General features: G+C 63.1%; 20 protein-coding genes and 1 riboswitch. Of the genes, 3 read left to right on the top strand and 17 right to left on the bottom strand.

The window, feature by feature from the left end:
* Positions 1-133 precede the first annotated feature (133 nt).
* From ACWGS9_RS14730 to ACWGS9_RS14650, 17 genes are all read right to left on the bottom strand, one after another.
* Positions 134-955, bottom strand: coding sequence for a biotin--[acetyl-CoA-carboxylase] ligase (locus tag ACWGS9_RS14730; protein WP_454505935.1), 822 nt, complete (start codon positions 953-955; stop codon positions 134-136).
* A 4-nt stretch (positions 956-959) separates the two neighbouring features.
* Positions 960-2,396 carry an NADH-quinone oxidoreductase subunit NuoN gene (gene nuoN / locus ACWGS9_RS14725; protein WP_454505934.1) on the bottom strand — a complete coding sequence of 479 codons (1,437 nt, stop codon included), beginning with the start codon at positions 2,394-2,396 and terminating at the stop codon, positions 960-962.
* A 13-nt stretch (positions 2,397-2,409) separates the two neighbouring features.
* Positions 2,410-3,915 (bottom strand): NADH-quinone oxidoreductase subunit M, encoded by a 1,506-nt coding sequence (locus ACWGS9_RS14720; protein ID WP_320213159.1) that lies wholly within the window; start codon positions 3,913-3,915, stop codon positions 2,410-2,412.
* Entirely contained in the window at positions 3,915-5,888 is a 1,974-nt protein-coding gene (nuoL, locus tag ACWGS9_RS14715; RefSeq protein ID WP_454505933.1) for an NADH-quinone oxidoreductase subunit L, read from the bottom strand. Before nuoL ends, ACWGS9_RS14720 begins: the two co-directional genes overlap by 1 nt.
* Before the next feature lie 11 nt (positions 5,889-5,899).
* Positions 5,900-6,208: an NADH-quinone oxidoreductase subunit NuoK gene (gene nuoK, locus ACWGS9_RS14710; RefSeq protein ID WP_027168992.1), complete on the bottom strand. Its 309-nt coding sequence runs from the start codon at positions 6,206-6,208 to the stop codon at positions 5,900-5,902.
* 1 nt (position 6,209) lies between these two features.
* Positions 6,210-6,830 (bottom strand): NADH-quinone oxidoreductase subunit J, encoded by a 621-nt coding sequence (locus ACWGS9_RS14705; protein WP_320213162.1) that lies wholly within the window; start codon positions 6,828-6,830, stop codon positions 6,210-6,212.
* A 240-nt stretch (positions 6,831-7,070) separates the two neighbouring features.
* Positions 7,071-7,562 (bottom strand): NADH-quinone oxidoreductase subunit NuoI, encoded by a 492-nt coding sequence (gene nuoI / locus ACWGS9_RS14700; protein ID WP_454505932.1) that lies wholly within the window; start codon positions 7,560-7,562, stop codon positions 7,071-7,073.
* Positions 7,562-8,605: an NADH-quinone oxidoreductase subunit NuoH gene (gene nuoH, locus ACWGS9_RS14695; protein ID WP_454505931.1), complete on the bottom strand. Its 1,044-nt coding sequence runs from the start codon at positions 8,603-8,605 to the stop codon at positions 7,562-7,564. The genes nuoI and nuoH overlap by 1 nt, the downstream gene beginning before the upstream one ends.
* Before the next feature lie 2 nt (positions 8,606-8,607).
* The gene (nuoG, locus tag ACWGS9_RS14690; RefSeq protein ID WP_454505930.1) at positions 8,608-10,689 is read right to left on the bottom strand and encodes an NADH-quinone oxidoreductase subunit NuoG; all 2,082 of its coding nucleotides are present in this window, start codon (positions 10,687-10,689) and stop codon (positions 8,608-8,610) included.
* A 74-nt stretch (positions 10,690-10,763) separates the two neighbouring features.
* Entirely contained in the window at positions 10,764-11,438 is a 675-nt protein-coding gene (locus ACWGS9_RS14685; protein ID WP_454505929.1) for an NADH-ubiquinone dehydrogenase, read from the bottom strand.
* 75 nt (positions 11,439-11,513) lie between these two features.
* Entirely contained in the window at positions 11,514-12,818 is a 1,305-nt protein-coding gene (nuoF, locus tag ACWGS9_RS14680; RefSeq protein WP_454505928.1) for an NADH-quinone oxidoreductase subunit NuoF, read from the bottom strand.
* Between the two features lie 10 nt (positions 12,819-12,828).
* Positions 12,829-14,169 (bottom strand): NADH-quinone oxidoreductase subunit E, encoded by a 1,341-nt coding sequence (locus ACWGS9_RS14675; RefSeq protein WP_454505927.1) that lies wholly within the window; start codon positions 14,167-14,169, stop codon positions 12,829-12,831.
* Positions 14,170-15,360, bottom strand: coding sequence for an NADH-quinone oxidoreductase subunit D (locus tag ACWGS9_RS14670; RefSeq protein ID WP_454505926.1), 1,191 nt, complete (start codon positions 15,358-15,360; stop codon positions 14,170-14,172).
* 66 nt (positions 15,361-15,426) lie between these two features.
* A complete protein-coding gene (locus tag ACWGS9_RS14665) occupies positions 15,427-15,804 on the bottom strand; it encodes a four helix bundle protein (RefSeq protein WP_454505925.1) in 378 nt (125 codons plus the stop codon).
* A 34-nt stretch (positions 15,805-15,838) separates the two neighbouring features.
* Positions 15,839-16,441, bottom strand: a complete 603-nt coding sequence (locus ACWGS9_RS14660; RefSeq protein ID WP_454505924.1) for an NADH-quinone oxidoreductase subunit C — start codon at positions 16,439-16,441, stop codon at positions 15,839-15,841.
* 4 nt (positions 16,442-16,445) lie between these two features.
* Complete coding sequence (locus ACWGS9_RS14655; protein ID WP_015317338.1) at positions 16,446-17,027, bottom strand: NuoB/complex I 20 kDa subunit family protein; 582 nt, start codon at positions 17,025-17,027, stop codon at positions 16,446-16,448.
* Positions 17,018-17,383 (bottom strand): NADH-quinone oxidoreductase subunit A, encoded by a 366-nt coding sequence (locus ACWGS9_RS14650; RefSeq protein ID WP_320213181.1) that lies wholly within the window; start codon positions 17,381-17,383, stop codon positions 17,018-17,020. The genes ACWGS9_RS14655 and ACWGS9_RS14650 overlap by 10 nt, the downstream gene beginning before the upstream one ends.
* A 334-nt stretch (positions 17,384-17,717) precedes the next feature.
* On the opposite strand from ACWGS9_RS14650, the gene ACWGS9_RS14645 reads away from it, so the two are divergent.
* From ACWGS9_RS14645 to cobW, 3 genes are all read left to right on the top strand, one after another.
* The gene (locus ACWGS9_RS14645; RefSeq protein WP_454505923.1) at positions 17,718-18,917 is read left to right on the top strand and encodes a winged helix-turn-helix domain-containing protein; all 1,200 of its coding nucleotides are present in this window, start codon (positions 17,718-17,720) and stop codon (positions 18,915-18,917) included.
* Between the two features lie 29 nt (positions 18,918-18,946).
* Positions 18,947-19,149, top strand: a riboswitch (cobalamin riboswitch).
* 41 nt (positions 19,150-19,190) lie between these two features.
* Entirely contained in the window at positions 19,191-19,619 is a 429-nt protein-coding gene (locus tag ACWGS9_RS14640; protein WP_454505922.1) for a DUF1636 family protein, read from the top strand.
* 2 nt (positions 19,620-19,621) lie between these two features.
* Entirely contained in the window at positions 19,622-20,659 is a 1,038-nt protein-coding gene (gene cobW / locus ACWGS9_RS14635; RefSeq protein ID WP_454505921.1) for a cobalamin biosynthesis protein CobW, read from the top strand.
* Position 20,660 lies beyond the last annotated feature (1 nt).

Raw genomic sequence — 20,660 nt, 5'->3', positions numbered from 1 at the left:
CGCGAAAACGAGTTCGGCGTTTTCCTTATTCGCCATGCATTCTTTCCTTCCTGGCCGCTTCGGCCAAGCCGTTCGAGCAATTCCAGAAAAAGTGTGTCACTGTTTTCCGTCCGGAGTTGCGCAAAAACAAAAACTATAACCGCGCCGAGGCGACAGCGCCGAAATGGACGTCGCCGGCCGAGATCGTCAGAACCGATCCCTCATCGTCGCGGATCACGAAACGGCAGTCCTCGTCAATGGTTTCGAAGACGCCGCGCACCACATTGCCGTCAATTCTGACAGCAACCTCGCCGCCGAGGCCTGCTGCGCGGGCAAGCCACCGCTTTCTGATGGCAGAGAGCCCGCGCCCGTTATCCCACAGCTTGGCATTCTCGCTCCAGGCATCCGAAAGCGCCAGGAACAGCGTTTCGGCGTCGCACGCGGCGCCCAGTGCCCGCAGCGATGTCGCCGGATAGGGCAAATCCTGCGGATAGGCTACGACATTGACGCCGATACCGATCGCAACCGCGAAACGGCCGCCCTCCAGCATCGCCGATTCCAGCAGGATGCCGGCAAGCTTGGCGCCCGACGTCAGCACGTCGTTCGGCCATTTCAGTTCGAAGCGGTTGCGGCCCTGGCCCGCGCCGTCGACGGCGACCGCGATCCGGCCTTTCGGCACGACGGCCTCGAGCGCATCGGCCAGCGCAAGGCCCGCGACAAACCCGAGGGTCGCGGCAAGCCGAAGCTCTCCACCGGGGAGCAGGAGCAGCGTCGCCGCCAGGTTGCCTTCTGGGGTTGCCCACGAACGGCCACGCCGGCCGCGGCCGCTTTCCTGCTTTTTGGTGACGACCCAGAGCTTGCCGGGGTCGCCGGCGCGCGCATGGTCCAGCGCCACGGTGTTGGTTGAGCCGACACTGTCATGCGCCTCGAGCCGGAACCCCTCCGACCCCGCGGTTGGAGCCAGTCGAAACGCCATCCCGTCAGAAGAAGGTCTTCGCGGCGGCTTCGGCGTAATTGCCGATCGGCCCGCCGATCAGCACATAGAACAGCACGAAGGCGCCGCTGACGCCGAGCACGAGGCGCAGTTCGCTGGCCATCGGCACGAAGCCGCCGACCGGTTCGTCGAACCACATGATCTTGATGATGCGCAGGTAGTAGTAGGCGCCCACCACCGAGGCCAGTACGCCGATGATCGCCAGCGCGTAGAGATGCGCGTTGATGGCGGCGAGGAACACGTACCACTTCCCCCAGAAGCCGGCGAGCGGCGGAATGCCGGCGAGCGAGAACATCAGGATGGTGAGGATGGTCGCCATGATCGGGTTGGTCGAGACGAGACCGGACAGATCGCTGATCTGCTCGACATTGCCTTCCTTGCGCCGCATGGCCAGGATGAAGGCGAAGGTGCCGAGCGTCATCACCAGATAGATCAGCATGTAGATGGCGACGCCGCGCACGCCGGCCTGGCTGTTGGCGGCAAGACCGACCAGCGCATAGCCCATATGGCCGATCGAGGAATAGGCCATCAGGCGCTTGATGTTGGTCTGGCCGATGGCCGCGAAAGCGCCGAGCGCCATCGAGGCGATCGAAATGAAGACGACGATCTGTTGCCAATCCGAAGCGATCGGCCTGAAGGCACTCATGGTGACGCGCACGATCAGCGCCATAGCCGCCATCTTCGGCGCCGCTGCCAGGAAAGCGGTGATCGGCGTCGGCGCGCCCTCATAGACGTCCGGCGTCCACATGTGGAACGGCACCGCCGAGATCTTGAAGGCCAGGCCGGCAAGCACGAACACCAGCCCGAAGACGAGGCCGAGCTGGCGCTCGCCGCTGCCCAGAGCCGTCGCGATCTCCTGGAAGCCGGTGTTGCCGGTGTAGCCGTAGACGAGGCTGATGCCGTAGAGCAGCATGCCCGACGACAGCGCGCCGAGGACGAAATACTTCAGACCCGCCTCGGTCGAGCGGAGATTGTCGCGGTTAATCGCCGCCAGCACATAGATCGCCAGCGACTGCAGCTCGAGTCCGAGATAGAGCCCGATCATGCCGTTGGCCGAGATCATCAGCAACATGCCGAGCGTGCAGAGCAGGATCAGCACTGGATATTCGAACTTGTCGAAATGTTCCTGACGCGCAAAGCGCATCGACATGACCAGCGTCACCGCCGAGCCGATCAGCGCCAGCATCTTCATGAAGTTGCCGAAGGAATCCTGGACGAAGGCACCGCCATAGGCAGCGCCCCGCCCGCCGGAGAAGGCAAGCCAGAGCCCGGACACCACCAGCACGATGACGGCCAGTCCGGTCACGGTCATGGTGTTGTTGCTGCGCGAATAAGCTCCGATCATCAGGAGCACCAGCGCGCCGACGGCGAGGATCAGTTCCGGCGTCGAGAGCGAAAGGCTGGAGAGAAGGTCCGGCGTCATGGTTTATCCCCAGTCAGTTCGCCGCCGCGGTCTGCGCGGAATTGATGGATGCGGTGACGTTGGTGACGAGCGTCTTGACCGATTGGGCCGTCGCGTCGAATACCGGCGCCGGGTAGACGCCGAAGAAGATGACCAGCACCACCAGCGGGTAGATGATCGCCTTCTCGCGCGGCGAAAGGTCGAGCAGGTTCTTCAGGCTATCCTTGGTCAGCGCGCCGAAGATCACCCGGCGGTAGAGCCAAAGAGCGTAAGCCGCCGACAGGATGACGCCGGTGGCGGCGAAGAACGCCACCCAGGTGTTGACCTTGAACACGCCGAGCATGGTCAGGAATTCGCCGATGAAGCCGCTGGTGCCCGGCAGGCCGACATTGGCCATGGTGAAGATCATGAACACGGTGGCGTATTTCGGCATGTTGTTGACCAGACCGCCATAGGCGTCGATCTCGCGCGTGTGCATGCGGTCATAGATGACGCCGACGCACAGGAACAGCGCGCCCGAGACGAGGCCGTGGCTGAGCATCTGGAAGATCGCGCCCTGCACCCCCTCCTGGTTCATGGCGAAGATGCCCATGGTGACGAAGCCCATATGGGCGACCGACGAATAGGCGATCAGCTTCTTCATGTCCTCCTGCATCAGCGCCACCAGCGAGGTGTAGATGATGGCGACGACGGAGAGCGTGAACACCAGCGGCGCGAACATCGCCGATGCCTCCGGGAACATCGGCAACGAGAAGCGCAGGAAGCCGTACCCGCCCATTTTCAGCAGGATGGCGGCCAGGATGACCGAGCCCGCCGTCGGTGCCTCGACATGGGCATCAGGCAGCCAGGTGTGCACTGGCCACATCGGCATCTTCACCGCGAAGGAAGCAAAGAAGGCGAGCCACAGCCAGGTCTGCATGTTGGCCGGGAAGCTATGCGTCAAAAGCGTCGGAATATCGGTGGTGCCCGACTGGAAGAACATCGCCATGATGGCGAGCAGCATCAGCACCGAGCCGGCAAGCGTATAGAGGAAGAACTTGAACGACGCATAGACGCGCCGCTTGCCGCCCCACACGCCGATGATGATGAACATCGGAATCAGGCCGGCCTCGAAGAAGACGTAGAACAGCACGATGTCGAGCGCGCAGAACACGCCGATCATCAGCGTCTCGAGGATCAGGAAGGCGATCATATAGGCCTTGACCCGCTTCTCGATCGCTTCCCAGGAAGCGAGGATGGAAAGTGGCATCAGGAAGGTCGTCAGGATGACGAACAGCATCGAGATGCCGTCGACGCCCATGTGGTAGGAAATGCCCGAATCCAGCCAGGCGTGCTTCTCCACGAACTGGAAGCCGGCCTGCGAATTGTCGAAGCCCGTCCAGATGAACAGCGAGATGACGAAGGTGAACGCCGTCGTGATGAAGGCGATCGCGCGGATGTTGCGGCGCGCATTTTCGCTGTCGTCGCTGATCGGCAGAATGAGCAGAACACCAACCAGCGGCAGGAAGGTGACCAGCGAGAGGATTGGCCAGTCGGTCATCAGAGCATCATCCAGGTGACGAGAGCGGCCACGCCGATCAGCATGGCAAAGGCATAATGATAGAGATAGCCGGTCTGCAGCTTGACGACCCGGTTGGTGACGTCGACGACGCGCGCCGAGATGCCGTCGGGTCCGAGCCCATCGATGATCGTGCCGTCGCCGGTCTTCCACAGGAACCTGCCGAGGCGCTTGGCCGGCTGCACGAACAGGAAGTCGTAGAGCTCGTCGAAGTACCACTTGTTGAGCAGGAAGCCGTAGAGCAGGCGGTGGTTGGCGGCGACGCTTCGGGGCAGTTCCGGCGAGCGGATGTAGAACTTCCAGGCGATCGCAAAGCCGATGATCATGGCGATGAACGGCGCCAGTTCCACCCACAGCGGCAGCTCGTGGATTTCGTGCAGGATGTGGTTCTCCGGCAGCGTGAACAGCGACGCCTTCCAGAACTCGGCATAACCCTCGCCGATGAAGGCGCCGTGGAAGATGATGCCGGCAAACAGCGCGCCGGCGGCGAGCACATAAAGCGGCACCAGCATTACGGGCGGCGATTCATGCACGTGATGCATGACCTCATGGCTGGCACGCGGCTCGCCGTGGAAGGTCATGAAGATCAGCCGCCATGAATAGAAGCTGGTGAAGCAGGCGGCGATGACCAGCAGCACGAAGGCAGTGCCCGCGACCGCGTTGTGGCTGGCAAAGGACGTCTCGATGATGGCGTCCTTGGAGAAGAAGCCGGCGGTGCCGATCACCGTTGCCGGGATGCCGACGCCGGTCAGCGCCAAGGTGCCGATTACCATCATCCAATAGGTCTTGGGGATGAGCGTCCTCAACCCGCCCATCTTGCGCATGTCCTGCTCGTCGGAGACCGCATGGATCACCGAGCCCGAGCCGAGGAAGAGCAGCGCCTTGAAGAAAGCGTGCGTGAACAAATGGAAGATCGCCGCGCCATAAGCGCCGACGCCGAGCGCCACGAACATGTAGCCGAGCTGCGAGCAGGTCGAATAGGCGATGACGCGCTTGATGTCGTTCTGGACGAGGCCGACGGTCGCCGCGAAGAAGGCGGTGAAGGCGCCGATGAAGGTGACGACGGTCAGCGCCGAATGCGACAGCTCGAACAGCGGCGAAAGCCTCGCCAGCATGAACACGCCGGCGGTCACCATGGTCGCCGCGTGGATCAGCGCGGAGACCGGCGTCGGGCCCTCCATGGCGTCCGGCAGCCAGGTGTGCAGCGGCACCTGCGCGGACTTGCCCATGGCGCCCATGAAGAGCAGCAGGCACACGATGGTCATCGCCGACTGCTTGTCGAGCGCGTGGCCGAGAAAGGTCAGCACGGCTGCGCCTGGCGCAGCACCGCCGGCCGGAATGAACGTCGCGGCATTGGCAAAGATGGTGCCCAGATTGACCGAGCCGAACAGCACGAACACGCCGAAGATGCCGAGCGCGAAGCCGAAATCGCCGACGCGGTTGACGACGAAAGCCTTGATGGCCGCCGCATTGGCCGACGGCTTCTTGTACCAGAAGCCGATGAGCAGGTAGGAGGCGAGACCGACGCCTTCCCAGCCGAAGAACATCTGGATGAGATTGTCGGCCGTCACCAGCATCAGCATCGCGAAGGTGAACAGCGACAGATAGGCGAAGAAGCGCGGCCGGTTCGGATCGTGATGCATGTAGCCGATCGAATAGATGTGAACCAGGGCCGACACCGTGTTGACGACGACCAGCATCACCACCGTCAGCGTGTCGATCCTCAGCGCCCACGAGGCGTCGATGCCGCCCGACTGGATCCAGCGCAGCACCGGCACGGTGAACACCTCGCCATGACCGAAGCCGACGGTGAAGAAAGCGATCCACGACAGCACCGCCGCGATCACCAGGAAGCCGGAGGTGATGTATTCGGAAGCCTTGGCGCCGAGCGAATTGCCGAACAGGCCGACAATCAGGAAGCCAAGCAGCGGAAGGAAGACGATAGCCTGATACATGGTGGTTCCCGTCAACCCTTCATCGCGCTCACGTCTTCGACCGCGATCGAGCCGCGGTTGCGGAAGAAGACGACAAGAATGGCAAGACCGATCGCGGCCTCAGCGGCCGCGACCGTCAGCACGAACAGGGCGAAGACCTGTCCGACGAGGTCATGCAGCGCCGCCGAGAAGGCGACGAAGTTGATGTTGACCGCAAGCAGGATGAGCTCGATCGACATCAGGATGACGATGATGTTGCGGCGGTTCAGGAAGATGCCGAACACGCCGAGCGTGAACAGGATCGCCGATACGGTCAGATAATGTGCAATGCCGACGACCATCTCAGATGCCCTCGCCCGATTTGACTTTGCGGATTTCCATGCCCGTCGCCGGCGTGCGGCCGACCTGGGCGGCAATCGACTGCCGCTTGATGCCTTCCTTGTGGCGCAACGTCAGCACGATGGCACCGATCATGGCGACCAGCAGCACCAGCCCGGAAATCTGGAAATAATAGAGGTAGTCCGTATAGAGGATGTCGCCGAGCGCGGCCGTGTTGGAGCGCGTGGCGAGATCCGGTGTCGCCTTCGCGACCGTCGAGGCCAGCTGCGGCGCGAACGTGTAGCCGCCGAGCACGACGATCAGTTCCGCCGCCAGGATCAACCCGACCATTGCGCCGATCGGCGCATATTGCAGCGCACCCTGCTTCATCTCGGCGAAGTCGACGTCGAGCATCATGACGACGAACAGGAACAGCACCATCACCGCGCCGACATAGACGACGAGCAGGATCATCGCCAGGAACTCGGCGCCGGTGAGCATGAAAAGGCCGGCGGCATTGAAGAAGGTGAGGATGAGGAACAGCACGGAATGCACGGGATTGCGCGACGAAATGACCATGAAGGCCGACGCCACGGCGATAAAGGCGAAGAGGTAGAAAAAGGCCGCCTCTAGTCCACTCAGCATGGGTTCCCCCGGGTTCCTTGTCGGATCGGACGTTCGCCCTCTCCGTTGTCTGTGGCCTGGTACCGCTTCCGGTGCCGAAGCCGCGTGTTCCTAGCGCATGTTCCGATCGGGTTGAAAGACCCGATCGAAAGAAACATGCGCCACTCTCTTTACTCCGGAGGATGATCTGGTCCGAAAAGTCTGCAACTTTTCGGGATCATCCTCTGGACGAGGCCCCTCGCCCCGTCCATGCGGCAAATGTCAGCGATAAGGCGAGTCCAGCGCGATGTTGCGCGCCAGTTCCCGCTCCCAGCGATCGCCGTTGGCGAGCAGCTTTTCCTTGTTGTAGTAAAGCTCCTCGCGCGTTTCGGTCGCGAACTCGAAATTCGGCCCCTCGACAATGGCGTCGACCGGGCAGGCTTCCTGGCAGAAGCCGCAATAGATGCACTTCACCATGTCGATGTCGTAGCGCACGGTGCGGCGCGTGCCGTCGTTGCGGCGCGGGCCGGCCTCGATGGTGATTGCCTGCGCCGGGCAGATCGCCTCGCAGAGTTTGCAGGCGATGCAACGTTCCTCGCCATTCGGATAACGGCGCAGCGCATGCTCGCCACGGAAGCGCGGGCTGATCGGCCCCTTCTCGTGCGGATAGTTGATGGTCTCCTTCGGTGCGAAGAACTGGCGCATCGACAGGAAGAAGGCGCTGACGAAATCCTTCAGCAGCAGCGACTTTGCGGCCTGGGCAAAAGCGGACATCACGCAAACCCCGTGATCTTGAGGAACGCCGCGGTGGCGACGACCATGAACAGCGAGATCGGCAGGAAGACTTTCCAGCCCAACCGCATCAGCTGGTCGTAGCGGTAGCGCGGCACGAAGGCCTTCACCATGGAGAACATGAAGAAGACCAGGCAGACCTTGAGCACGAACCAGATCAGCCCCGGCACCCAGGTGAAGGGCGCGAAGTTGAACGGTGGCAGCCAGCCGCCGAGGAAGAGGATGGTCGCCAGCGCGCACATCAGGACGACGGCGACATACTCGCCGAGGAAGAAGAGCAGGAATGGCGTCGACGAATATTCAACCATGTGGCCGGCGACGAGTTCCGATTCCGCCTCCACCAGATCGAACGGCGGACGGTTCGTCTCGGCCAGCGCCGAGATGAAGAACACGATGAACATCGGGAACAGCGACAGCCAGTGCCAGTCGAGGAAGGTGTTGGGCAGGCCGAGCCGCGTGCCCAGGCCATCCTGCTGCGACAGCACGATGTCGGAGAGGTTGAGCGAGCCGACGGTGAGCAGCACGGTGACGATGACGAAGCCGATCGAAACTTCGTAGGACACCATCTGCGCGGCCGAACGCAGCGCGCCGAGGAACGGGTATTTCGAGTTTGACGCCCAGCCGCCCATGATCACGCCATAGACCTCGAGCGAGGAGATGGCGAAGACATAGAGGATGCCTACATTGATATTGGCGATCGCCCAGCCCTCGTTGACCGGAATGACGGCCCAGGCCGAGATCGCCAGCACCGCCGACACCAACGGCGCAAGCAGGAAGACGCCCTTGTTGGCGCCGGCCGGGATCACCGGCTCCTTGAAGACGAACTTCAACAGATCGGCGAAGGCCTGCAGCGTTCCCCACGGGCCGACGACGTTCGGGCCGCGGCGCAATTGCACCGCCGCCCAGATCTTGCGGTCGGCATAGAGCACGTAAGCGACGAAGATCAGAAGAACGACGATCAGCACGACCGACTTCAGAAGGATCAGCAGCGCCGGCAGCACGTAGAAGGAGAAGAAGGTGTCCATGCTTATTCCGCCGCCTGCTTGAAGCCGCCCTTGGCCAGCGCCGAGCATTCAGCCATCACGGCCGATGCCCGCGCGATCGGGTTGGTCAGATAGAAGTCCTTCACCGGAGAGGTGAAAGTGCCCTTGTTCAGCCGGCCGCCGAGCTTCGCCACCTTGGCGATATCGTCGCCGCTGCCGGCCTGCACCTGGTCGATGCGGGCGAGATACGGGAATTCGCCATAGAGCTTGGCGCGCAGCTGCGCCAGCGAATCGAAGGGCAGCTTCTTGCCGAGAACCTCGGAGAGCGCCCGCAGGATTGCCCAGTCCTCGCGCGCTTCGCCTGGAGCGAAACCTGCGCGATTGGTCTGCTGCACGCGGCCTTCCGTGTTGACATAGGTGCCGGACTTTTCCGTGTAGGCAGCCGCAGGCAGGATGACATTGGCGCGATGCGCGCCGGCATCGCCATGCGTGCCGATATAGACGACGAAGGCGCCGCCGGTCTTGGCCATGTCGATCTCGTCGGCGCCGAGCAGGAACAGCACATCCGTATCGCCCAGCATGCCGGCGACATTCTTGCCGCCCTCGCCGGGCACGAAGCCGACATCGAGGCCACCGACCCTCGCCGCGGCGTTGTGCAGCACCGCAAAACCGTTCCAGTCGGCGGTGACCGCATTGACGGCGGCCGCGAGCCTGGCTGCCTGGCCGAGTACGGCGGCGCCATCCGGGCGCGCCAGCGCGCCCTGGCCGACGATGATCAACGGATGCGTGGCCTTGCTCAGCATCTCGAAGAACCTGCCGTTGCCGTCGGCAAGGTCCTTCAGCGATTCCGGGCCGGCGCCGATGAGATCGTAATCGTAGCGGGTGTCGCCGATCTCGCCGATCACGCCGACCGGCAGATTGCCGACGCGCCAGCGCTTGCGGATGCGGGCGTTTAGCACCGAGGCCTCGAAGCGCGGATTGGCGCCGATGATCAGCACCGCGTCGGCCTGCTCGATGCCCTCGATGGTCGGGTTGAAGATGTAGCTGGCGCGGCCGAGCGACGGATCGAGCGCGGCACCATCCTGGCGGCAGTCGATGTTTTTCGAACCGAGAGCGGCCATCAGAAGCTTGAGCGCATAGATTTCCTCGACGGCCGCGAGATCGCCGGCGATCGCGCCGATCCGCTCGGGCGCCGCCTTGCCCACCTCGTCCTTGATGGCCGCAAAGGCTTCCGCCCAGCTTGCTGCTGCCAGCTTGCCGTTCTTGCGCACATACGGGCGATCGAGGCGCTGCGTGCGCAGGCCGTCCCAGATGAAGCGGGTCTTGTCGGAGATCCACTCCTCGTTCACCGCCTCGTTGACGCGCGGCAGGATGCGCATCACTTCACGACCGCGGCTGTCGACGCGGATCGCCGAGCCGACGGCGTCCATGACGTCGATCGATTCCGTCTTGGTCAACTCCCACGGCCGCGCCTGGAAGGCGAACGGCTTGGAGGTCAGCGCGCCGACCGGGCACAGATCGATGACATTGCCCTGCAACTCCGACGTCATCGCCTGTTCGAGATAGGTGGTGATCTCGGCATCCTCGCCGCGGCCGATCAAGCCGAGCTCGGAGATGCCGGCGACCTCGGTGGTGAAGCGGACGCAGCGCGTGCAGTGGATGCAGCGGTTCATCACCGTCTTGACCAGCGGGCCGATATACTTGTCTTCGACCGCGCGCTTGTTCTCGTGATAGCGCGAGGAATCGACGCCGAAGGCCATCGCCTGGTCCTGCAGGTCGCACTCGCCGCCCTGGTCGCAGATCGGGCAATCCAACGGGTGGTTGATCAGCAGGAATTCCATCACGCCTTCGCGAGCCTTCTTGACCATCGGCGTGTTGGTGAAGATTTCCGGCGGCTCGCCATTCGGGCCGGGGCGCAGGTCGCGCACGCCCATGGCACAGGACGCCTGCGGCTTGGGTGGGCCGCCCTTCACCTCGATAAGGCACATGCGGCAATTGCCGGCGATGGACAGCCGCTCGTGGAAGCAGAAGCGCGGCACTTCCGCGCCGGCATCCTCGGCCGCCTGCAGCAGCGTGTAGTGGTCGGGTACCGTGATCTCTTTCCCGTCGACCTTGAGCTTTGCCATTCGCCTCGAACCCTCGCGGATGTCCCGCAATCTTTATTTCCGGGCGCGACTTAAGCCGCGCCCGGCACTTCAATTCACTTAGCCGCGGCGAGCGCCGCTGCCTGGGCGGTCCAGTCGTCGCGGCCGATACGGCCGGCGAGCGACAGATAATCTTCCACCCAGGCAATCTCTTGCGACGTCCAGGCGGCGATCTGGCCATAGGTCCAGATGCCGAGGCCGTTGAGCACCTTCTCCAGCTTCGGTCCGATACCCGAAATCGCCTTCAGATCCGACGGCTTCGCCGGCCTGTCGACGGCTTTCGGCTGCCTGAAATCCTCGGGCATCAGCCCGGTTGCGGCCGGTTCATCGACAGCGTCGGCGCCGAGCGCCTTCTCGGTAGCGGTCGCCGCAATGTCGGTCACATCCTTGGCGAAGGTCTGCGCCTTGACGATCAGCGTCTCGGTTGCCTTGCGCGCCTTGGACGAATTGGCTGCCGCTTCGCTCTGCGCCTCGAGGTCGTCGAGGAAAGGCTGGAACATGCGCTGCGAAGCTTCCAGCGCGCCGGTGAACGCGCCCATCCACATGCCGACGGCATGGTTGGCAAGACCGATGCTGAGCGCCGACATCGCCGCAGCACCCGCGACCGGATGCGCCAGAAGGTTGACGGCGCTGGCCATCTCCCTCGGCATCATCTTGGTCAGGTCCTGGTTCATCTTCTCGAGTTGGTCCAAATCAGGCATGAACGGATAGGGTATCGAATACAGCGCCATAGAGATCTCCTGGTCGTTTCCTCGTATGCCCCGCCCCTGCTTTCAGTCGTCGGGCCAAGCCCGCATTTCAAAGTCCTATTCCGCCGCCACCATCACCGGCTCGACCCGGTGCGCGTTGCGCGAAAACTCGTCGATGCGGCGTTCCACCTCGCCGCGGAAATGCCGCATCAGGCCCTGGATCGGCCAGGCCGCGGCATCGCCCAGCGCGCAGATCGTGTGACCCTCGACCTGCTTGGTGACGTCGAGCAGCATGTCGATCTCGCGCTTCTGCGCCTCGCCGCGTACCAGCCGCTCCATCACCCGCCACATCCAGCCGGTGCCTTCACGGCACGGCGTGCACTGGCCGCAGCTTTCATGCTTGTAGAAGTAGGAGAGCCTGGCGATCGCCTTCACGATATCCGTCGACTTGTCCATGACGATGACAGCCGCGGTGCCGAGGCCGGATTTGAGATCGCGCAGCGCGTCGAAATCCATCGGCGCGTCCATGATCTGCGCGGCCGGGACCAGCGGCACCGAGGCGCCGCCCGGGATGACCGCCAGCAGATTGTCCCAACCGCCGCGAATGCCGCCGCAATGCGTCTCGATGAGTTCGCGGAACGGGATCGACATCGATTCTTCGAAGGTGCACGGGTTGTTGACGTGGCCGGACACGCAGAACAGCTTGGTGCCGGCATTGTTCGGCCGGCCGAAGGACGAGAACCAGGCCGCACCTCGGCGCAGGATGGTCGGCGCCACGGCGATCGACTCGACGTTGTTGACCGTCGTCGGGCAGCCATAGAGGCCAACATTGGCCGGGAACGGCGGCTTCAGCCGCGGCTGGCCCTTCTTGCCTTCGAGGCTTTCGAGCAGCGCGGTCTCTTCGCCGCAGATATAGGCGCCGGCGCCGTGATGCATATAGACGTCGAAGTCGTAGCCGGACGTGTTGTTCTTGCCGATGAGCTTGGCCGCGTAGGCCTCGTCGATGGCGCGCTGCAGCGCCTCGCGCTCGCGGATGAACTCGCCGCGCACATAGATGTAGGCAGCGACCGCGCCCATGGCGAAGCCGGCAACCAGGCAGCCCTCGACCAGCGTGTGCGGGTCGTTGCGCAGGATGTCGCGGTCCTTGCAGGTGCCTGGCTCGGATTCGTCGGCGTTGACGACGAGGTAGCTCGGCCGGCCGTCGCTCTGCTTGGGCATGAACGACCATTTCAGACCGGTCGGGAACCCGGCGCCGCCACGGCCGCGCAAGCCGGACGCCTTCATTTCGTTGACGATCCAGTCGCGCCCCTTGGCGACGAGGCCCGGTGTGTCGTCCCAAATGCCGCGCGACTGCGCGCCGGCCAGCGACTTGTCGAACAGGCCGTAGATGTTGGTGAAGATGCGGTCTTTGTCCTGAAGCATCGTTCGTCCCTCAGACCGGCTTCTTGCCGAAGACGCGGATGTATTCTTCGACGCCGCCCTTGGCGAGCGCCTTGGCCTGCTTCACCCAGTCGTCGCGCTCGATGCGGCCGCGGAAGTTGAGATAGCCGTCGACCCATTCGCGCTCGGCCGTCTTCCAGGCTGCTACCTGGGCGAAAGTGTAAATGCCAAGCGAATGCAGGATGGCTTCTATCTTCGGCCCGACGCCGGAGATCAGCTTGAGGTCATCGACCGTTACCGGACGCTCGATGCCGGCCGGGCGGTTCTTGTCCTCGAGCGAAGGTTTCGTCGGTTTGGCGACAGGCTGCTTGGTTTCCGGCGCCTTGAAGGCGGTGGCCGGTTCGGTTTTCGTTTTTGGCCCGCTGCGCGGCTTTGAAACAGCCTCGACTTCCGGATCGGCCTGGTTGGCATTCGCAGCCGAATGGCGCGGCGCCCTGACGCTGGCGCCGTTCTCGGTGGCCGGGGCAACTTTGACCGGCGACGGCGTGTTAAGCGCCGGGCTGGTTTCAGCAGCATGGGTCTTCGGCCTGCTGGATTTGGACGGCGCAACCGGGCCGGAGGCCGGCGGCGCGGCGGGTGCCGGAGCCGCTGGCGCGGCCGGAGCAGGTGCCGCCTGCGAGACGACACTGGCAGCAGCCGCAGCTGGTGCCGCCGCGGCGGCATCCTTGGCCGCCTTCGCTGCAGCCTTGGCTTCCTTGTCGCGTGTCGACTTCAGGATCGCCTTTTCGCTGGTCAGCGTCTTCAGGCCACCGGCCGGCTCGGAGCCGATACGGCCGTTCTGCGGGCCGGGCTTAACCTCGGCGCCCTTGCCGGCATCGTAGAGATCGATGATCTCGGCCAGCCGCTCAGGCGTCAAATCCTCGAAAGTGTCCTTGAAGATCATGACCATCGGCGCGTTGACGCAGGCGCCGAGGCATTCGACCTCCTCCCACGACAGCGTGCCCTTGTCGTTGGTGTGGAACTGGTCGTGATGGATTTTCGACCGGCACACGTCCATCAACGCTTCCGAGCCGCGCAGCATGCAGGGCGTTGTGCCACAGACTTGGACATGCGCGCGGGTGCCGACCGGATTGAGCTGGTATTGCGTGTAGAAGGTCGCGACTTCGAGGCCGCGGATGCGCGGCATGCGGAGCATATCGCAGATCGTCTCGATCGCCGCCTTGGTGACCCATCCTTCCTGCTCCTGCGCAATCATCAACAGCGGGATGATGGCCGACTGTTCGCGCCCCTTCGGATATTTGGCGATCCACTGCTGCGCCGCCGCCGCATTCGCCTTGTTGAAGGCGAAGGAGGCTGGCTGGACGCTGGCATCTGCGAGACGGCGGACTGACATTTAGCGATCGACCTCACCAAACACGATGTCGAGAGAGCCAAGCACGGCGGTGACGTCGGCCAGCATGTGGCCGCGGCACAGGAAATCCATGGCTTGCAGATGGGCGAAGCCGGGCGCGCGCAGCTTGCAGCGGTAGGGCTTGTTGGTGCCGTCGGATACGAGATAGACGCCGAACTCGCCCTTGGGCGCCTCGACGGCCGCATAGACCTCGCCTGCCGGCACGCGATAGCCTTCGGTATAGAGCTTGAAGTGGTGGATCAGCGCTTCCATCGAACGCTTCATGGCCTGGCGCTTGGGCGGAACCACCTTGCCGTCGAGGTTCGACACCGGACCGGTGCTTTCCCTGCCAAGCAGGAGATCGACGCACTGGCGCATGATCTTGGCCGACTGGCGCATCTCTTCCATGCGCACCAGGTAACGGTCGTAGCAGTCGCCGTTCTTGCCGATCGGGATGTCGAAATCCATCTCGGAATAGCATTCATAAGGCTGCGATTTGCGCAGGTCCCAGGCAGCGCCCGAGCCGCGCACCATCACGCCCGAAAAGCCCCAGGCCCAGGCGTCCGCAAGCGACACCGTGCCAATATCGACATTGCGCTGCTTGAAGATGCGGTTGCCGGTGAGCAGCGCGTCGAGATCGTCGATCGACTTCAGGAACGGATCGATCCACTTGCCGATGTCCTCGACCAGCTTCTGCGGCAGGTCCTGGTGCACGCCGCCCGGCCGGAAATACGCCGCATGCATGCGCGAACCGCTTGCCCGCTCATAGAACACCATCAGCTTTTCGCGCTCGACGAAGCCCCACAGCGGCGGCGTCAGCGCGCCGACATCCATCGCCTGCGTCGTCACATTGAGGATGTGCGACATGATGCGGCCCATCTCGGAATAGAGCACGCGGATCAGCTGGCCACGCTTCGGTACCTCGATGCCGAGCAGGCGCTCGGCGGCCAAAGCGAAGGCATGTTCCTGGTTCATCGGCGCGCAATAGTCGAGCCGGTCGAGATAAGGCACGGCCTGCAGGTAGGTCTTGGCCTCGATCAGCTTCTCGGTGCCGCGATGCAAGAGCCCGATATGCGGATCGACGCGGTCGACGACTTCGCCGTCCAGCTCGAGAACCAGGCGCAAAACGCCATGCGCCGCGGGGTGTTGCGGCCCAAAGTTGATGTTGAAGTTGCGGACGGAGGTTTCAGCCATGGTGGCGCCTCTGGCGAAGAGTCAGTAGTGAGTAGTGAATAGTGACCATCAATCTCAATGCCTGCTTCATTCCGCCTGCTTGGCCTGCACCGTTCTGATCAGAGATCGCATCATTTTTCCAATCTCTTCGCACCGCAGCGGCAGTTCAGTCTCGTTGTCTCTTTCCAGCATACCGACCCGGCATGCCAGCAATATGTGCGTTTCTAGTTCTTTCAACGACCCCTGCGCCATACGCAGAAATCGAACGAAGGAACCTCTATTCTCACGACCGTACCCTTCAGCGATATTCGCGGCGATAGACACCGCCGAGCGGCGCATCTGAGAGGTCATCCCATAGATCTCGTCTTTCGGAAAACCTTTGGTGACGCGATAGCAATCTTCGGCAAGTACCATTGCTGATTGCCACACCACCAAGTCACGGTAAGATTCGATCCTCTTTCCCAATTCCTTCCCTAGTGACTACCGACTACTTCCCTACTCACTGTTTCGCTTTTTCGTCCCCGGGCAGGACGTAGTCCGTCCCTTCCCAAGGAGAAAGAAAATCGAAATTGCGGAATTCTTGCTTGAGTTCGACCGGCTCGTAGATCACCCGCTTGGCCTCGTCGTCGTAGCGAACCTCGACGAAGCCGGTCAGCGGGAAGTCCTTGCGCAGCGGATGGCCCTCGAAACCATAGTCGGTGAGAATGCGACGCAGGTCTGGATGACCCGAAAACAGCACGCCGTAGAGGTCGTAGGTCTCGCGCTCGAACCAGTCGGCACCGGGATAGACGCCGGTCAGCGACGGCACCAGGGTTTCCTCGTCGGCCTGGACCTTGAGGCGGATGCGGACATTCTGCTTCGGCGACAGAAGGTGATAGACGACGTCGAAGCGCCTGGCGCGCGACGGATAGTCGGCGCCGCAGATGTCGATGATCGAGATGAACTGGCAGCGCTGATCGTCGCGCAGGAAGGTCGCCACCTCGATCAGATTGCCGGGGTCGACGGAAATCGTCAATTCGCCATAGGCAAGCACGGCTTCGCCGATGCGGCCGGAGAGCTTCTCGCCGAGATAGGTGGAGAGATCGTTCAACGCCTGGGTCATCGGCTCACCGTTCGATCGTGCCGGTACGGCGGATCTTCTTTTGCAGAAGGAGAATGCCGTAGAGCAGCGCTTCGGCGCTCGGCGGGCAGCCGGGCACATAGATGTCGACCGGCACGACGCGGTCGCAGCCGCGCACCACCGAATAGGAATAGTGGTAATAGCCGCCGCCATTGGCGCAGGAGCCCATCGAGATGACGTAGCGCGGCTCCGGCATCTGGTCGTAGACCTTGCGCAGCGCCGGCGCCATCTTGTTGGTCAGCGTGCCGGCGACGATCATGATGTCGGACTGGCGCGGTGACGCGCGCGGCGCAACGCCGAAACGCTCCGAGTCATAGCGCGGCATCGAGGTGTGGATCATCTCGACCGCGCAGCAGGCGAGGCCGAAGGTCATGAACATCAGCGAGCCGCTGCGCGCCCAGGTGATCAGCGCTTCGGTCGAGGTGACAAGGAAGCCCTTGTCGGCCAGTTCATTGTTGATTTCGAGGAAGAAGGGATCGTCCTCCCCCACCGGCCTGCCGGTGTTGGGATCGATGATGCCCTTGGGCTTCGGCGCGACGAGGGTGCCTGAACTGTCGTTCAATCCCATTCCAGCGCTCCTTTTTTCCATTCATAGGCAAAGCCGATGGTCAGCACCGCCAGGAACACCATCATCGACCAGAAGCCGAGCATGCCGAGCTTGGAGAAGGACACCGCCCACGGAAACAGGAAGGCGACCTCGAGATCGAAGATGATGAACAGGATCGACACCAGGTAGAAGCGGATGTCGAATTTCATGCGGGCGTCGTCGAACGAGTTGAACCCGCATTCATAGGCGGAAAGCTTTTCCGGATCGGGACTGCGGTAGGCCACCAGGAAGGGGGCGACGAGCAGCGCCAGACCGACCACCGTCGCCACGGCGATGAACAGGACGATGGGCAGATACGAACTCAGGAGTGCGCTCATGCGGCGGCTTCCTTCGGCGGGGCAGTTCACTTTGATTACAGCAACGAACTCTAATGCGGAAGCGTGACAGTTTAACCGCTGAACCGTTTTAAGAGGGCCCATGCTGCAACGCGGCGAGGGTTAGCGCAGCGGTTTCGGTGACGCAAGTCAAACCTTGTTCAATTCGCGGCCCTGGACGCCATATCGGAAGAAACCGGTCCGATCCGCTCTTGTTTGATTTCTTTCATTTTTTACTCCACTTTTGTCTCCTGACACATCTCCCGCCATTTGCCTGCTAGCATGGCCGGAATCACCGGCTAAAAATCCGGCAAATGATCCGGGCAAGGGCGCCTCGATGAAGGACAAGATTTCGCTGGCCATGGCGAGGCGCATTGCGCTTGGAGCACAGGGGTTTAACGACCCTCGGCCCGGTGGCGTTCCGGATCGCCGGCACCTTGCGCGTGTGCTTTCACGGACCGGCCTGTTGCAGATCGATTCCGTCAGCGCCGTGGTGCGCGCGCACTACATGCCGCTCTATTCGCGCCTCGGGCCCTACCCGCTTGCGCTGCTCGATAACGCCGCGGTCACCCGCAAGCGCACCGTCTTTGAATATTGGGCGCATGAGGCTTCGTTCTTGCCCGTCGAAACCTGGCCTTTGATGCGCTGGCGCATGCAGCGCGCCGAACAGGGCGACGAGATGTATCTCGGCCTGGCGAAATGGGGCCGTGAACGCAAAGCGACGATCGACGAGATCTACGCGCAAGTCGCCGAACGCGGTCCGATCGCCGCATCCGACATCGAGGGCCACAAGGGCAATGGCGGCTGGTGGGGCTGGAGCGAGGCCAAGCACGCTTTTGAGTGGCTGTTCTGGGCCGGCCGTATCACCACAGCCTACCGGCGCGGCTTCGAACGCTATTACGACCTGCCCGAGCGCGTTTTGCCGCAGGCCGTGCTCGACCTGCCAGTGCCCTCGGTCGAGGACGCGCATCGCGAATTGCTGCGCATTTCCGCCCGCGCCCACGGCATCGCCACCTATGCCGACCTGCGCGACTATTTCCGCCTGGCGCCGGGCGACACGAAAGACCGCATCGAGGAACTGGTCGAGACGGGCGAATTGCTGCCGGTGCGCGTCGAGGGGTGGGAAAAAACCGCCTATCTTCACAAGGACGCCCGTATCCCGCGCCGGATAGAGGCCCGCGCCCTGCTCGCCCCCTTCGATCCGGTCGTCTTTGAGCGCACGCGGACGGAAAAACTGTTCGACTTCCGCTACCGCATCGAAATCTACACGCCTGCCGAAAAGCGCCAATACGGCTATTACGTGCTGCCCTTCCTGCTCGGCGACCGGATCGTCGCCCGCGTCGATCTGAGGGCCGACCGTCCGGCCAGCGTGCTGCGCGTCCATGCCACCTATGCCGAGCCCGGCGCTCCGCCCGACACGGCCGCCCGGTTGTTCGAAGAGCTGAAGCAGATGCAAGGCTGGCTAGGCCTGGAACGCATCGAGGTAACGCCCGCCGGCGATCTGGGGCAGCCGCTGGCCGACATCGCGGTGTCGTAGCCGTGCGTTGACACTGTCGCCTGCAAAAGCCTAAATCCGGCCCAGACGGTCTCTTGCCCGCAACGGCAAGGGCCAAGAGGGAATGCGGTGCGGGTCAAAACCCAAATCCGCGGCTGTCCCCGCAACTGTAAGCGACGAGCCTCGGCCGAAAACCACTGGGATGTTCCCGGGAAGGCGGCATTCAGGGCGATGAAGCGCGAGCCAGGAGACCTGCCGTCTGAGACTTTTTGAATCCGATCGCCCGGCGGGTTTCCGGGCAAGGAGCATGGTTTTTTGGACCACAACGGCAGTTTTTCGGCTGGCACAGCGGACAATGCGTCCAGCGATGGCGACGCACTGGCTGGCGTGACCGTCATCGTCTGCTCATCCTGCCGCGACGAAACCGGTTCGGACGCGCAGCAGCGCGCCGGCGCGCTGCTGGCCGAAGATGCGCGCTGCGCCGCATCGGGCGAGAAAATCCGCATCCGCACCGTCGAATGCCTCGGCAATTGCAAGCGCCGCCTAAGCGCCGCGCTCCTGCGCGACGGTTGCTGGAGTTACGTTTTCGGCGACTTGAATACGACCAGCGGCGCAGACCTCGTTGCCGGCGCAAAACTCTTCGCCACTTCGACCGATGGACTGATCCCCTGGCGTGGCCGTCCCGATTCCCTCAAGCGCGGCCTCGTTGCCCGCATCCCTCCCCTCGACATGCTGAAGGACTGACCATGAACGCTTCCGTTTCCCGTGTTCCCTGCACCGTCGTCACCGGCTTTCTCGGCGCCGGCAAGACGACGCTGGTCCGCCATCTCCTGGAAAACGCTGGCGGCAAGCGTATTGCGATCATCGTCAACGAATTCGGCGACATCGGCATCGACGGCGAAATCCTGAAAGGCTGCGGCATCGATACCTGTCCTGAGGAAAACATTGTCGAGTTGGCCAACGGCTGCATCTGCTGCACCGTCGCCGATGATTTCGTTCCGGCGCTCGACCAGATCCTGTCGCGCACGCCCAAGGTCGATCACATCCTGATCGAAACTTCGGGCCTCGCTTTGCCGAAGCCGCTCGTCCAGGCCTTTCAGTGGCCGACTGTGAAAAGCCGCGTGACGGTCGACGGCGTCATCGCGGTGGTCGACGGCCCGGCGCTGGCCGACGGCCGCGTCGCCGCCGACATGGATGCCCTGCAGGCGCAGCGCGCGGCGGACGTGACGCTCGACCATGACGATCCGGTCGAAGAGGTGTTCGAGGACCAGATCGCCTGCGCCGACCTGATCATCCTGTCGAAGAGCGATCTGATGGACACCGCCGGCTCTGCCCGCGCCAACACCGTCATCAACGAGCACTCCTCCCGCGCCGTGAAAATCGTGCCGACATCGCACGGCAAGGTCGACCCGTCCGTGCTGCTTGGCCTCGGTCTCGCCGTCGAGGACGACATCGAGAACCGCAAGTCGCATCATGACGGCGCCTTCGACCACGAGCATGACGACTTCGACACCTTCATCGTCGACATTCCCTCGATCGCCAACCCGGACGAGCTGGCAAAGCGCGTCGCCCTTGCCGCCGAGCAGGAAAACGTGTTGCGCGTCAAAGGCTTCGTCGAGGTCGGCGGCAAGCCGATGCGCCTCCTGCTCCAGGCCGTCGGCCCTCGCGTCAACCACTATTATGATCGCGCCTGGACGGCTGAGGACGACCGCCGCTCGCGGCTCGTCGTCATCGGCCTCAAGGGGCTGAACCGCCCCGCGATCGAGCGTATCCTCGCCGGCTGAG

The organism is Mesorhizobium sp. Arg314 (assembly GCF_053714275.1).
The sequence above is the reverse complement of the archived record's forward strand: the minus strand, read 5'-3'. Positions and strand labels throughout refer to the sequence as shown.